The following is a 14,458-nucleotide window of genomic DNA, read 5'->3' on the forward strand; positions in this document are numbered from 1 at the left end:
AGTTTGTTGTTCATCACATAAAAGCGTTAACTGTTAAAAAGACTGTCTATACAGCACTTCCAGTTGCACCTTGCTCACATCCCGTGGATTGGTCGGAGTGCAACTATCGCGCAGTGCTTGCCCAACCATTTCCCCTAAACGGGCGTTAAAATCGAATTCATTAGTACCGGTTGCTTGAATGCCTTTTGGCATATTCATTTCATCTTTCAATACGTTGATTGCCACAATTAGGCTTTCAACGCCTTCACGTATTGTTGAGGCAGGTAAACTTAAATTTTTTGCGAGATGGGCATAACGTTTTGCAGCTTCGTTATCGCATCGCCCTTCTAAATCCGCATTGAAAGCCACGACTTGCGCCATCAACAACGCATTGGCACGGCCATGAGGAATATGGAATACGCCGCCTAATGCATGGGCTAAGCTGTGCGTTATTCCCAATGAGGCATTGGTAAAAGCCATTCCCGCAATACATGACGCGTTATGCATTTTTTCGCGAGCCACTAAGTTGCTACCATCGCGATAGCAGTCAATTAAATGGCCGAACACTAATTGCACCGCTTTTTCAGCTAAGGCATCAGAAAAGTCAGATGCAGTGCGAGAAACATAGGCTTCTAGCGCGTGGCATAGCACGTCCATACCTGTGTCTGCCGTAATAGAAGCGGGTACTGACTTCACCAGTGCAGGGTCTAAGATAGCCACATCTGGCAGCATGAATTCATCAACCAAAACCAGTTTTTCAGACTGGGATTTGATCACTGAAAACGACGTCACTTCTGAGCCCGTCCCACTGGTAGTTGGGATGGCAATAAACTGTGGTTTAACGCGGCTGACGTCTTTTTTTGTGTGCCAGAGGGAGTAAATAACAGCTTTCGCAGCATCAATAACCGACCCACCACCGAGTGCAATCACCACATCTGGATATTGCATATCCATGATTTTCATACCGTTAACAATGGCTGAAATATCAGGATCTGGCTTAACATCATCGTAAATTGAAAATGTGATGCCACTTTGGGTTAACCTGCGAGTGACTTCATCGGCTAAGCCAAACTTCACCATCGCTTTGTCAGTGACGATAAAGGCATGGTGAGCATTCATGTGTGAGATAAAGTCCAATGCATTCGCACCGAATTGAACTTTAGGTTTAATCAAAAACTGGTTCATGCTGTTTTTACTCCTTGGTATAAACCTTCTCAACAATGGCAACCACTGACATGGCTTTGTAATTGTCTTTATTCAAAGCAAAGTAAGCTTCAGCTAAAACAATGTCGTTAATACCTGCGCCAACACTGTCGACTGCCACATATGTTTTGTTTTTCAACGGTTCAAGGTCATCCCCTAGCTTGGTTACCATCAATAAGTTACTGCCGCTAAGTTCTTGGCATTTCTGCGTTGCAACAACATGTCCAACTACCTTTGCGAGGATCATGGTTTATACCGCCTTATTCCAATAAGTTACTTATTTAGGCGTCCGAGAACGGCCTTGATGATTTGCTCAACATTTTCTTCAGTAATATCACCTTGAGAAACCACCGCTTCAGCAATCGCAGCTGTTGTTACCGCACTGCCGAATCGGTCGTCGCCTGTTAGGTTAGCAGTCACCGCTGACGTTGTCGCTGCAACAGGGTTACGGAAGCGGTTATCATCAAAAATGCTGACTTGCGGTTGATTGCCGGCTGCTGATACCGCTGGCTGGGCGGAAGTACAAGACTGGGCGGGCTGTCTTAAATCATCAATGGAACGTACGCCATAACCGACTTTACGGATGTTCAGCAAGTTCATCGGGCCGACGTTATCAGAGCTAGAGCCACCACCTACTGCGCCACAACCCAGTGTTAACGCTGGCGTGATATTAGTCGTTGCGCCGATCCCACCCAATGCAGCCGGTGTATTAATCAAAATGCGATTAACGGGTTTTTCCAGAGAAAATTGACGAATAACATCTTCGTTTTGTGTGTGAATAACCAAAGTATGGCCGAGACCTTCATTGGTCAGTAAGTCAACTACACGGTGACAAGCTGACTGCCAGTCTTCCTCGATATACATCCCTAAAATTGGGCATAATTTTTCCCGGGAGTATGGGTTTTTCGGTGATACCGTGTCTTGCAGAGCAATCAACACACGCGTATTAGCTGGAACAGTGAAACCTGCACGCTGGCTTAATGTGATGGCATCTTTACCCACCACTTCTGGGTTGATAGTGCCATTCGCTCTTAGCAGCATGGATGCCATGCGTTTCGCTTCGTCTTCATTCATGAAGTAAGCGCCTTGAGCGAGCAGTTCACGATGAACTTCGTTGTAAATGCAACGTTCTACAATGATGGATTGTTCTGAAGCGCAAATGACACCGTTATCAAAAGTTTTACTGGTGATGATGTCACTCACCGCTTGTTTGATATTGGCGCTACGTTCAATAAATGCAGGGCCATTACCTGGACCGCCACTAATGGTTGGTGTACCGGATGCGTAAGCTGCGCGTACCATGCCTTCACCTCCCGTTGCCAAAATTAAAGAAACGTCTTTGCTGTGCATCAGTTCTTTCGTTGCTTCAAGAGTCAACATCGTGACGCCATCCACAATACCCGCTGGTGCCCCTGCTTCTAATGCGGCTTTTTTGACAATTTCTAATGTACGAAAACTACAGGCTTTCGCATTTGGGTGAGGGGAAAAGACAATGGCATTACCTGCCTTCAAGGCAATCAACGTTTTGTAGATGATGGTAGATGTTGGGTTAGTAGAAGGTACTAACGCCGTAATCACACCAAGAGGGACACCCACATCCATAACTTTGTTGATTTTGTCATCATTAATGATGCCAACGGTTTTGAGATCTTTAATGTGTTCATAAACACGTATTGAAGCAAAAGTGTTCTTCAGGACTTTATCTTGCCACTTACCGAACCCAGTTTCTTCATTGGCCATTTTTGCCAGCTCTTCTGCATGAAGTGCCGACTCAATCGCGATGTGCTTAACAATACTGTCGATTTTTTCCTGCGAAAATGTCGCAAATTCTTTCTGTGCTTGTTTCGCGTTTCTAACCAGCTCTCTTGCTAGTTGTCTGGATTGCAGATCTTTATCTAATGCAACCATGTCTTCCCCCGTATCGGAGTCAAAAATTAACTCATTAACTTGTGGTTTTATTTACTAATCAGCCAACAACTTAGGCTTTGTGTTGCTGTGCAATTTTGCCAATATCGTTGTGTGGTCTTGCAATAACACGTGAAGTCACCACAGTTCCGATACGTTTTGCCGCCTCAACACCAGACTCAACAGCAGCGTTAACGGCACCGACATCACCTTTAACCATTGCTGTTACTAGCCCTGAACCCACATTTTCATAACCAATTAGCTCAACATTCGCGGCTTTACACATGGCATCAGCAGCTTCAATACACGCCACTAAACCTTTGGTTTCAATTAGACCAAGTGCTTCTTTCATAAGTAATTTCCTGTTTTATTCCGTGACTTTATACTGGGAGACGATTTTTTGGATATCGTTATGAGGACGTGCGATAACCAAAGATGTCACGACGGTGCCAACGCGAGAGGCAGATTCAACACCTGAATCTACGGCAGCTTTCACTGCGCCCACATCGCCCTTGACCATGGCGGTAACTAAACCTGACCCAACATTTTCATAACCAATCAGCACAACGTTTGCGGCTTTGCACATCGAGTCCGCAGCTTCAATACAAGCCACTAACCCTTGAGTTTCAATAAGACCTAATGCGTCACCCATGTTTTTTCCTCCGGAAAAAGTTATGCCTTATGTTTAATAACGATTTTGTTGATATCGTTGTGTGGACGCGCAATGACCAGTGAAGTCACGACTTCGCCAACACGTTGAGCTGACTCAACGCCTGAATCGACAGCCGCTTTGACTGCACCCACATCGCCTTTGACCATCGCAGTCACGAGGCCTGAACCGACATTTTCATAGCCAATTAGCTCAACATTCGCCGCTTTGCACATGGCATCCGCCGCTTCAATACAAGCCACCAGACCTTTAGTTTCAATAAGACCTAATGCATCACCCATTGTTGTTTCCTCCGAAAAGCCTTCTTTGTTTTTCTTTACCGCTGATGCTTCAAGTTGATGTGTCCGAGTACATGTCCCTTGAAGAATCTGGGTAATCATTTACGCCAATGGTGTCTGCGCGGTGATTTATTGAACGCAGCCTTTGGCTTCAAACTCACTATAGAGCTGAAAAATAAAAACAAAATATAAATCCACATATTCATCATAATTAGTTTTTTACTCTAAAAATTAGAGTAATTTAGTAGTCAATTCATATAACCATACTAAAAAAAGTAAAAATTCACGTATCTATCTGGAGAGTGAAAATGGATAAAAAACGGAATTGATGTTAATCAATGGAATTGTTAACAAGATATTATCGAGCTGATAAGTGGGGGTAATTTAGAGAGTAATAACTGTGGGGCGGCTCACCTGCTTATAAGCTTTGCTAAGCCGTTGTTGATAGAATAGTTGATTCTCTGTTGCAGGATATCAGAATAAAGCACATAAATGCGGTTGGGCTAATGACGGTAAAAAATGTAACACACATCTAGGTGACAAGAGTAAATTAGCGCAGTCAGTCGTAGTACAATTTGATGTATCGTGCAAATATACAAGGCGGCTAAAGCTGTATCGTGTCACAATAATTTAAGTTCATGGAGGAAGGTAAATAGCCTAGATAACTCAGGAAGGGATCAATAAAATACCTCGTCTCGCCTTTTAATCATCCTGCGATTAATCAAACTTACTGCCCGGCTTGAGTGTACAAATATAAAGAGGGGAATTGATTGAGCTTAGTAATAAGGCTTTGTCATTGAGCTTTTGCGCATTAAGAAACAAACCGTCATGGCTATCTGACATTTCTCGCATAAAGTAATCAAATATTACATCGGGAGATTCATCAATAGAAGAAGCACTCGCTTCCCATTGGCTAATATTATAGTGTCGTTCAGAAGGCGAAATGCGCTTTGTCGTATAGTTAAATTTCACATAGCGTTGTAAATACAACCATCCCGCTTTAGAGTCGGTATAACCTTCTACTACAATTGATCCTTTTCCATTCGCGCCAAAATTGAAGTGAATATTGCCATTAACGTTTTCATCTTTCATGTTTTCAAAACGCATGATGCCTTTCGTGGAACACACCATTAAACCATCTTGTTTATTTGAAAATAAAACCGATTGAGTGTAAATCACTACAATAATAAATAGTAAAAAGCTCAGTAAGCATAATACTTTTCCTGATATCTTCATGATGGTTTCCAAGAATAGTAAAAGTAATTATCGCAATAGCTAAAGGGATTGTCTTCATTGACTGCGCAATGCGCTAGGAACACTCGCCCCAGTCCATTTGTTTGCAGTTTATCGCCATAGAAAAAAACAAATCGTTCTTTCTCAACACATTCTAGATTTAAGTTATCTCTTACTTTATCAAAGTTTTGTACATAGTTTAGTGCTACGGTGTTATTGATCATTTTTTCATTCGATAACACATCACAATTAGTATGCTCAAGTACCGTCATGTTAATCGGCACTGACGGTTGGTTTGATAAATAAGCCATCGTCGCGAGTAAAACAGAACACAATAAAAAAGCACCACTAGCGAGATACCAACAAATTTCTTTTTTTTCTGGCGTCAATGTTGATTCTATTCTTTGGGGATCTTTAGGGACAGAAATGGGTTTGGGAATTGGAGATAAAACAACCGCTGCTGCTTCTATTTCACTTAAGCTAGTTATTAATTCAGTTTGAGGAATTTTAATATCATCAATTAATTCAAGGGAAACATCGGAATTAAATTCTAATCGCCCACGAGCAACTGTCACAATAATATTTTCAATACCATATGGGCGAAATGCTTTTCTTAATATACTTAGGTATTGGTTTAAATTACTGTTCGATGAAACTAATCCATTATCATCCCATACCGCTTTTAATACCTCATCTCGAGAAACAACGCCTCTGTGTTGAATAAAATAAAATAATAATGCATTGGCAGTTATCGACAGCTGTGTATCCACCTCATCTTCTTTTAAAGATAAAGTGCCATCAACTGCATCATATAGAATGAAAGCATTGATTTTATATTTCACTGTCGCCTCATGTGCTTATTTTATGAATAAAATTGCACTACCGTTATTATTACTATTTTTACTTATGTACTGTTTTTACTTATGGAATTTTTTCAAATGATATTGCCGTTAGCCGACTAACAATCGCATCACGTTCTTGCTGTGATAATGTTTCTCCCTCAGTCAATGACGAAAGCCATAACCCATCAGCCGCATAACGTACTAACGCCCCTAAATAACTGTTATCAAACTCATCGCCCTTCCCTAAATGGTTGGCTACCCAATCTCGCCAACACTGGCGTAATACAGGCTCAGTTGGCATCGCTAAGGACAGTAAGGCAAGTTGAAAACTTTCATCAGACTCTTTTAACTCACCGATGTAGTGCAAATACGCACGAGAAAAGCGTCCATAAGTGTTTTGGTCATTCTCCATAATGATATTTATCCGCTCATCCATAATTTCCAGCAATTGAAGGAAAAGGGCATGAATAAGCTCTTGCTTCGAGGGAAAATGGTGCATCAATCCACCTTTACTGACACCCGCTTCTCTTGCTACTGCATTGAGAGACAACGAAGAAATCCCTTCTCTACCCGCAATAATACGAGCAGCTTTCAGTAGCTCCACTTGAAGCTTGATTGGGTCTTTTTTTCTATGCTGCGCGGATTTGTTCATGCGATGAATGATACCGACCAGTCGGTATGTTTCATTTTGACTAAAATCAAGTAACCCTGATTTGTTCATGGGTAAATCTAAATAGTGGAAGAGGACTCACAATATCGAATTATGAGCTGTTGTATCCCCATAGTTAATTTTAAAATATCAATTTTTTTTGATGCTCATTGACTTAATTAATTTAACTTAGTTTTGCACACATTCAGATTATGATGTTTAATGATAACAACGAAATAAAATTCTGAAGAAGTAATATCGGTTTGCAATATTCCTAATTAACTATCCGTGAAAGAGGTTTTATCATGTCAAATCAATACAATATTGGCGTTATTGTTGGTAGCTTACGTGCTGATTCTTACAATTTAGTTGTCGCTAAAGCCATAACTAAATTATTCCCCGCGAATTTCACGTTTAACTTTATCAATATTGGTGAACTACCTCTCTACAACCAAGATGCAGACCAAAATGTGCCCTCAGTTGTGGCCAATTTTAAATCTCAAATTAAAGCTTGTGATGGCATTATTTTTGCCACCCCTGAATATAACCGTTCAATGCCTGGCGTATTGAAAAATGCAATAGACCAAGGTTCTCGTCCATGGGGAGATAACTCGTGGGATGGTATTCCAGCAGGCGTTTTAGGTGTTTCTATTGGTAATATCAGCACAGCAATTGCCCAACAGCACTTACGCAACAGCCTGGCATTTTTAAATATGCCGACCATGAACCAGCCTGAGTGTTTCCTAAAATGGTATGACGGTATGGTCGATGAACAAGGTAACATCTCACCAAAAAGTAAAGATTTCCTACAACCGTGGGTAGATACCTTTGTGAAATTTGTTGGCCATAATGCCAAACATTAGCCATTAAAAAAGCATCACGATTGTGATGCTTTCAGACTGCTGCCAAACCTATTATGTTTGGCAGTAAGTCTAATAGGTTTTGAAAATAAATTAGGAAAATCAATTTATTGATTTTCAGCTGATAACACAAAGCGGGAAAAACCACGCTTTTATCGCGCTTTGTCAACAACCTCAAGGCATCACGATTGTGATGCCTTTGTTTTATCTTCAAACACTATTTGGCTTACTACTAAAACAGCAATTAACGCCCTGCTTTGAGCTTTTGGAAATACTCTTCATACAGGATATTGGTATTCCCCACGTCGCTTTGCCATTCGCCTTTTTGCAGAACTTCTTCACTTGGATAAAGTGATGGGTCATTGGCAATCTCAGCAGGTAATAATTTTTTAGCGGCTAAATTTGGTGTTGGGTAACCAATAGATTCAGCCACTTGAGCCGCAATTTCTGGACGCAATAAGAAATTAATTAGCTTATGAGCCCCTTCCACATTTTTTGCATTGGCGGGAATCGCTAAGCTATCCATCCAAAAAATTCCGCCTTCTTTTGGCCATACCACTTCAATTGGTAAGCCTGCTTGCCGTGCAACGAACGCAGAGCCATTCCATAACATACCGACATCCACTTCACCTTCAATAAATGGTGTCGCTGGGTTATCAGAGTTAAAGGCTAAAATATTTGGACGTAGTTTTTGTAGCTCTTTATAAGCTTCTTCAATTTGTTTCGGGTCAGTAGTATTACCTGAATAGCCTAATTTGGTGAGCGCGACTTGGAAAACTTCCCGTGCATCATCCATCATCAGCAGGCTATTTTTATATTCAGGCTTCCAAAAATCTGCCCATGAGGTGATAGATTGTGGGTCAACCGCTTCACCGTTAATACCAATCCCCGTAGCTCCCCAAATATAAGGTACAGAATAATCATTATTCGGGTCAAATTCTTTATGAATTAAGTTTGGATCAAGATTTTTAAAATTGGTCAGTTTGCTTTGATCAATTTTTTGTAGCATCCCTTCTTTACTCATTTTGGCAATAAAATAAGTCGAAGGTACCACCAAGTCATAAGCCCCTTCTTTATAGGTCTTTAACTTGGTATACATACTTTCGTTTGATTCATAGGTGGAGTAAATCACCTTGATGCCAGTTTCTTTGGTGAATTGCTCTAATAAACCGGGGGGAACATATTCTGTCCAGTTATAGAAATACAGTACGTCTTTGTTATCGTCAGCGGCAGTTGCCGTGCCAATACTTGCAGCCATTAACCCTGCTGCCAGTAGATAGGACCATTTTTTCATTACTGAGTTTCCCTCAACAAAGTGTTTTTTATCCCTATATACATCAAGTAACCACTTGAGTTATTTAGGGCATATATCTTATAGGCTAAATGAAGCCCACCCTCTCGCCGCATGGCATCAAAAAGGCGCTGTTATAGAAAAACCAGCGCTACCAATCGTTTATGATCTCGCTTTTTTCGAGTATTTATCCCGCATCACCCATTGACTTAAACAAACAAGTAGCAAGGACATAATCAACAACACTGTCGCCAAAGCATTTACTTCTGGGGAAACCCCAACTTTTACCATTGAATATATTTTCAGTGGCAAAATTTCATAGCTTGGCCCCGTGACAAATGACGAAACCACCACATCGTCCATCGACAATGTAAAGCTCAGTAACCATCCTGCCACAACCGCGGGTAGCGCTAATGGCAAAATGATTTTTCTTAAAATAGTAAACTCACCCGCACCAAGGTCACGTGCCGCTTCTAGCATTTTTACATCAAAATCCTTTAACCTTGCATACACCGTCACCACCACAAAGGGTAAACAGAATGTAATATGGGAAAAAAGCAATGACCAAAAACCTAACGAGACCCCAAGGATCATAAATAGAACCAATAATGAAATCGCCATAACGATATCAGGGGACATCATTACCACAAATAACATACCACCGACGAAAGGTTTTCCTCTAAAACGATAGCGAAATAATGCGACAGCCGTTAGTGTACCAATAGCTGTTGCGAAGGTCGCAGACAAAACAGCCATGGTTAATGAATGCCCTGCGGCTTCTAATAAGCTATCGTTATTACTTAGTAGCTCATACCATTTGGTTGAAAACCCTTGCCACTGAATACCAAAACGCGATTCATTAAAGGAATTAACAATCAAAATGATGATTGGAATATAAAGATAAGCGTAGATGATGGCCATAAAGCCACCACGCAGAGTACGTCCGATCATTCTTCATATGCCTTTTTATTCAGAAGCTTAGCTGCTCGGTAATACACATACAGCAATAATCCCATCATCGCCGTGAGGAAAATGCTTGTTGCTGCCCCGAATGGCCAATCACGAATATTTAAGAACTGGCTCTTAATCACGTTACCAATCAGTAGATTTTTCGCACCACCCATTAAATCCGCCACATAGAACAGCCCCATTGCAGGTAATAAAACCAGCAAGCAACCTGCAATAATTCCTGGCATCGTTAAAGGAATGATGATTTTTACAAACCGTTGAAATTTATTCGCTCCGAGATCCTTTGCAGCTTCTATATATGACTTATCCAACTTTTCAATACTTGAATACAGTGGCATCACCATAAACGGCAACAATATATAGATAAGGCCTAATATTACGGCCTCAGGTGTATACATAATTTTCAATGGTTTATCGATAACACCAACCCACAGTAAAAAGTCATTTAAGTACCCTTTGGTACTAAGAAAAACTTTTAACCCGTAAATACGAATCAATGAATTGGTCCAAAATGGCACAATTAACAAAAATAGCATCAACGGTTGTATCCGTTTCGGTAACCTTGCCAATATAAAGGCAAATGGATAGCCGATAACCAAACAGAAAAAGGTTGCTATCACCGCCATATTGAGCGAGTGCAACATGACCTCTGCATACATCGGGTCAGACAAGCGAATGTAGTTATCCCATGTAAAAACTAAGTCAACTAAGTTGGTGTCACTGCGCGTCAAAAAGCTAGTGCCAATAATCATAATATTAGGCAAAAAGACGAACAGCAGCAGCCAGGCGACCACCCCGGTGATAATAACGTTCTGCAAAATTTTATGCTTACGAATGATCATCCAGAACTACCTCCCAACTTTCAACCCAAGTTACAGCAACTTTTTGGTTAAGGGAGTGGTCGACATCGGGGTCATCTTCATTGAAGAATTCGCTTACCATGACAATTTTGCCATCTTCCATTTCAACCACTGAATCTAACGTCATGCCTTTATAGTTACGCTCACGAACGTAGCCAATCAGCCCCGGATAGTTATCTGCATCATTCACCTCTTCAACACGTAAGTCTTCAGGACGTAATAACACACTAACGTGCTGCCCTTCTTTGACAGAGAGTTCGGTAAAAATATCGCATTCGTGGCCTTCAACATTGGCACGAATACGTTTATCATCAATGCGATACAATACTTTCGCATCAAAAATATTAATTTCACCAATAAATTGAGCAACAAACAGGTTTTTTGGTTCCTCATAGATTTCACGAGGTGTTCCGTCTTGCTCAATTTTCCCTTCACGCATCACAATGATTCGATCAGACATGGCTAAGGCTTCTTCTTGATCGTGAGTCACAAAAATAAACGTGATCCCCAGTTTTCGTTGAAGCGCTTTTAGCTCATTTTGCATTTGTTTGCGCAGTTTGTAATCAAGCGCAGACAATGATTCATCCAGTAATAGGACTTTCGGGCGATTCACTACCGCACGGGCTATCGCCACACGCTGTTGTTGACCACCAGACAGTTGGTTGGGTCTACGCTCAGCAAAATCTTCTAGCTGCACCATACGTAAGGCTTGATCGACACGTTTTTGGATTTCAGCCGCAGGCGTTTTTTGCATGCGTAGGCCAAATGCCACGTTGTCGAAGACTGTCATATGAGGAAATAAAGCGTAGCTTTGGAATACGGTATTTACAAAGCGGTTTTCCGCTGGAATATCCGTAATATCTTGACCATCAAGAATAATTTGACCATCATCGACATCTTCCAGCCCAGCAATAAGACGTAAAACCGTCGTTTTACCGCAACCAGAAGGCCCCAGAATGGTCAAAAACTCACCGTTCTGAATGGTTAAGTCAAGCTCAGAAATAATTTGTTTGCCATCAAAACCTTTACTTAAAGATTTTAATTCAATGAGTGGTGTCAGAGAAGTTGTCTCAGTCATTTATTATACACTCTATCCCTAGGAATAATGCAGATAGAACCGCCACCGTTAAAGACTGTATAAGCTTGTCGGAGGTTTACTCTGTCGACTTAAGTAACATGAGTAACTAATTTTCCCCAGCAAAGCCCAAAACCAGTAGCGCCATTTAAACTTCATAAGGCATGCATGATAAACACTGTTTTTGCAAATTGAAAGCCATTTTCACAACTTCGTTTGCCTTTCATTATGAATTATCAATAAATAAAACAGATTTTTTAGAAAAATAAGCGACATAGCGATCTATAGAATCAGTCTGTCTATATCTATAGATTTACATGAAAAATCGGAAGGCAAAACTTAAGTCAAATTCAATGAAATTCATAGAGTTAAAATGATTCATAATAAAAATAATAATAATTATGGAATTAATAGTTTTTATTAATTTTAAATTTTTAATTCATATATTGAATGATATAAGCTTTAATTCAAGTTTTTATGATGATTATATCTGCTAGATATATATCGTGATTACACATGAAAAAAGCTAATAACTGGCAACATCTATAACAAATAATTAAAGTCGTAGTTAATAATATTATTATGTGATTTAAATCTAATTTTTATTAATCCTTGTTTTTTATCTCAATAAATTTAACCAACATCATATTATCCTTTGCATCCCTTTGAATATAATAATCAAATTGATATAATTTCAAGCTAAACTGTAACTTTTAGTGACTTATTTTGTAATTTTTGTTTCATTATTACACCTATAAATTTTACTTTGTATCTTTCGAGTTAAACCAATTAAAGAATAAGCATAAACCTACGGGTGATTATTTTTGGAAATTCCACTGAAATTAATATGTGAGTGAGCAAAATGGCCAATAAAGCGTTTTTTTACCAAGAACCTTATCCATTATCTGAGGATAAAACCGAGTATTTCCAAGTCTCTGATAAATATGTTTCTGTAGAACAATTTGCAGGCAAGCAAATTTTAAAGATTGAACCTGAAGCATTAACCCTCCTTGCAGAACACGCAATTTATGAATCCCAGTTTTTTTTAAGGGCTGCGCACCAAAAACAAGTCGCTGCTATCTTACAAGACCCAGAAGCCAGCGAAAACGACAAATATGTGGCATTGCAATTACTTCGCAATGCTGAAATTTCTGCAAAAGGTATTTTGCCAAACTGCCAAGATACCGGCACCGTTGCGGTTGTTGGGAAAAAAGGCCAACAAGTTTGGACAGACTGTGATGACGAAGAGTACCTGTCACGAGGGATTTACAACGTCTTCCAACACGAAAACCTGCGTTTTTCGCAAAATGCACCGCTAGATATGTTTAATGAAGTCAATACAGGTACAAACCTGCCAGCACAGTTTGACATTTTTGCGACCACAGGTGATGAGTATCACTTCCTGTTTGTCAATAAAGGCGGCGGTTCTGCAAATAAATCAGCACTTTATCAAGAAACAAAAGCAACCTTAACACCAGCTAAGTTAAAAAATTTCTTAATTGAAAAAATGAGAAATTTAGGAACAACAGCTTGTCCACCTTATCATATTGCTTTCGTTATCGGTGGCACCTCTGCGGAAACAACACTGAAAACAGCCAAACTCGCCTCAGCGAAATACTACGACAATCTGCCAACCACGGGTAATGAATATGGCCGAGCTTTCCGTGATATTGAGCTAGAAAATGAGTTATTAGAAGCGTCACGTCATCTTGGCTTTGGCGCCCAATTTGGTGGTAAATATTTTGCTCACGATGTGCGTGTTATTCGTTTACCTCGTCATGGCGCCTCTTGCCCAATCGGTTTAGCCATTTCTTGCTCGGCTGACCGAAATATTAAGGCTAAAATCACCAAAAGCGGTTTATGGCTTGAAAAAATGGAGCATAACCCAGCCCAATACATTCCTGAATCTATGCGTCACCAAGCTGAAGGAAAAGTGGTGCATATCGACCTCAACCGTCCAATGAAAGATATTTTGGCTGAGCTAAGTAAACACCCTGTATCGACCCGTGTTTCCCTCAGTGGCCCACTGATCATCGCTCGAGATATTGCGCATACCAAGCTTAAAGAACGTTTAGATAACGGCGAAGAATTACCACAATACTTTAAAGACCACATGGTCTATTACGCAGGGCCAGCCAAAAAACCGGAAGATATGGTTTCTGGTTCTTTAGGCCCAACAACGGGTAACCGAATGGACCCCTACGTTGACCTGTTCCAATCCCACGGTGGTAGCATGATAATGTTGGCGAAAGGCAACCGAACTCAAGCGGTAACCGATGCATGTAAGAAACACGGCGGTTTCTACTTAGGTAGTATTGGTGGTTCAGCAGCAATACTGGCGCAAGAATATGTGAAAAGCTTAAATTGCCTTGAGTACCCAGAATTAGGCATGGAAGCAATTTGGAAAATGGAAGTTGAAGGGCTGCCAGCATTCATTCTCGTTGATGACAAGGGCAATAACTTCTTTGAACAAGTCCAAAATGAGACTTGCAGTAAATGCGTTAAGTAATATTTGCCACTCTAGCGCAATGGAATGCGCTAACTTTCGTTAGCCTGTATGATTATGTTACATAGTCATACAGTTACATAGTAAAAGAGCAGGCCAAAAACCCGCTCTTTTATTATCACTCACATCAATGCATAA

Annotated in this window: 15 protein-coding genes; 2 read left to right on the forward strand and 13 right to left on the reverse strand. The window is 40.4% G+C overall.

All coding sequences use genetic code 11. The annotated features are described in order from the left end of the window. Positions 1 to 33: 33 nt before the first annotated feature. The 9 genes from PR767_RS03125 to PR767_RS03165 form a co-directional block, all read right to left on the reverse strand. Positions 34 to 1,164 carry a 1-propanol dehydrogenase PduQ gene (locus PR767_RS03125; protein ID WP_272519871.1) on the reverse strand — a complete coding sequence of 377 codons (1,131 nt, stop codon included), beginning with the start codon at positions 1,162 to 1,164 and terminating at the stop codon, positions 34 to 36. Positions 1,165 to 1,171: 7 nt separating this feature from the next. Beyond that, positions 1,172 to 1,429 (reverse strand): EutN/CcmL family microcompartment protein, encoded by a 258-nt coding sequence (locus PR767_RS03130; protein WP_004259057.1) that lies wholly within the window; start codon positions 1,427 to 1,429, stop codon positions 1,172 to 1,174. Between the two features lie 26 nt (positions 1,430 to 1,455). Further along, on the reverse strand, positions 1,456 to 3,090 hold the full coding sequence (locus PR767_RS03135) for an acetaldehyde dehydrogenase (acetylating) (protein ID WP_272519872.1): 1,635 nt from the start codon (positions 3,088 to 3,090) through the stop codon (positions 1,456 to 1,458). Between the two features lie 70 nt (positions 3,091 to 3,160). Further along, the gene (locus PR767_RS03140; RefSeq protein ID WP_004259063.1) at positions 3,161 to 3,439 is read right to left on the reverse strand and encodes a BMC domain-containing protein; all 279 of its coding nucleotides are present in this window, start codon (positions 3,437 to 3,439) and stop codon (positions 3,161 to 3,163) included. 15 nt (positions 3,440 to 3,454) lie between these two features. Further along, the gene (locus PR767_RS03145) at positions 3,455 to 3,739 is read right to left on the reverse strand and encodes a BMC domain-containing protein (protein WP_004907958.1); all 285 of its coding nucleotides are present in this window, start codon (positions 3,737 to 3,739) and stop codon (positions 3,455 to 3,457) included. 20 nt (positions 3,740 to 3,759) lie between these two features. Further along, complete coding sequence (locus PR767_RS03150; protein WP_004249182.1) at positions 3,760 to 4,038, reverse strand: BMC domain-containing protein; 279 nt, start codon at positions 4,036 to 4,038, stop codon at positions 3,760 to 3,762. A gap of 714 nt (positions 4,039 to 4,752) precedes the next feature. After that, positions 4,753 to 5,271 (reverse strand): FidL-like protein, encoded by a 519-nt coding sequence (locus PR767_RS03155; RefSeq protein ID WP_272519873.1) that lies wholly within the window; start codon positions 5,269 to 5,271, stop codon positions 4,753 to 4,755. Next, positions 5,268 to 6,110: a transcriptional regulator gene (locus tag PR767_RS03160; RefSeq protein ID WP_110731647.1), complete on the reverse strand. Its 843-nt coding sequence runs from the start codon at positions 6,108 to 6,110 to the stop codon at positions 5,268 to 5,270. Before PR767_RS03160 ends, PR767_RS03155 begins: the two co-directional genes overlap by 4 nt. Before the next feature lie 79 nt (positions 6,111 to 6,189). After that, positions 6,190 to 6,762, reverse strand: a complete 573-nt coding sequence (locus PR767_RS03165; protein WP_272519960.1) for a TetR/AcrR family transcriptional regulator — start codon at positions 6,760 to 6,762, stop codon at positions 6,190 to 6,192. Between the two features lie 302 nt (positions 6,763 to 7,064). Between PR767_RS03165 and PR767_RS03170 the strand changes: the two genes are divergently transcribed. Next, complete coding sequence (locus PR767_RS03170) at positions 7,065 to 7,622, forward strand: NADPH-dependent FMN reductase (protein ID WP_109912649.1); 558 nt, start codon at positions 7,065 to 7,067, stop codon at positions 7,620 to 7,622. Between the two features lie 241 nt (positions 7,623 to 7,863). Here the strand turns inward: PR767_RS03170 and potD are convergent, their stop codons facing one another. The 4 genes from potD to potA form a co-directional block, all read right to left on the reverse strand. Further along, on the reverse strand, positions 7,864 to 8,913 hold the full coding sequence (potD, locus tag PR767_RS03175; RefSeq protein ID WP_004907947.1) for a spermidine/putrescine ABC transporter substrate-binding protein PotD: 1,050 nt from the start codon (positions 8,911 to 8,913) through the stop codon (positions 7,864 to 7,866). Positions 8,914 to 9,072: 159 nt separating this feature from the next. Further along, a complete protein-coding gene (gene potC, locus PR767_RS03180) occupies positions 9,073 to 9,861 on the reverse strand; it encodes a spermidine/putrescine ABC transporter permease PotC (protein ID WP_004907946.1) in 789 nt (262 codons plus the stop codon). Beyond that, positions 9,858 to 10,721 carry a spermidine/putrescine ABC transporter permease PotB gene (potB, locus tag PR767_RS03185; protein WP_004907944.1) on the reverse strand — a complete coding sequence of 288 codons (864 nt, stop codon included), beginning with the start codon at positions 10,719 to 10,721 and terminating at the stop codon, positions 9,858 to 9,860. Before potB ends, potC begins: the two co-directional genes overlap by 4 nt. Beyond that, a complete protein-coding gene (gene potA / locus PR767_RS03190; protein ID WP_004907942.1) occupies positions 10,708 to 11,817 on the reverse strand; it encodes a spermidine/putrescine ABC transporter ATP-binding protein PotA in 1,110 nt (369 codons plus the stop codon). Before potA ends, potB begins: the two co-directional genes overlap by 14 nt. Positions 11,818 to 12,676: 859 nt before the next feature. On the opposite strand from potA, the gene PR767_RS03195 reads away from it, so the two are divergent. Next, positions 12,677 to 14,323, forward strand: coding sequence for a fumarate hydratase (locus PR767_RS03195; RefSeq protein WP_109912651.1), 1,647 nt, complete (start codon positions 12,677 to 12,679; stop codon positions 14,321 to 14,323). Positions 14,324 to 14,458 lie beyond the last annotated feature (135 nt).

It is taken from the genome of Providencia sp. PROV223, from assembly GCF_028479245.1.
GTDB lineage: Bacteria > Pseudomonadota > Gammaproteobacteria > Enterobacterales > Enterobacteriaceae > Providencia > Providencia rettgeri.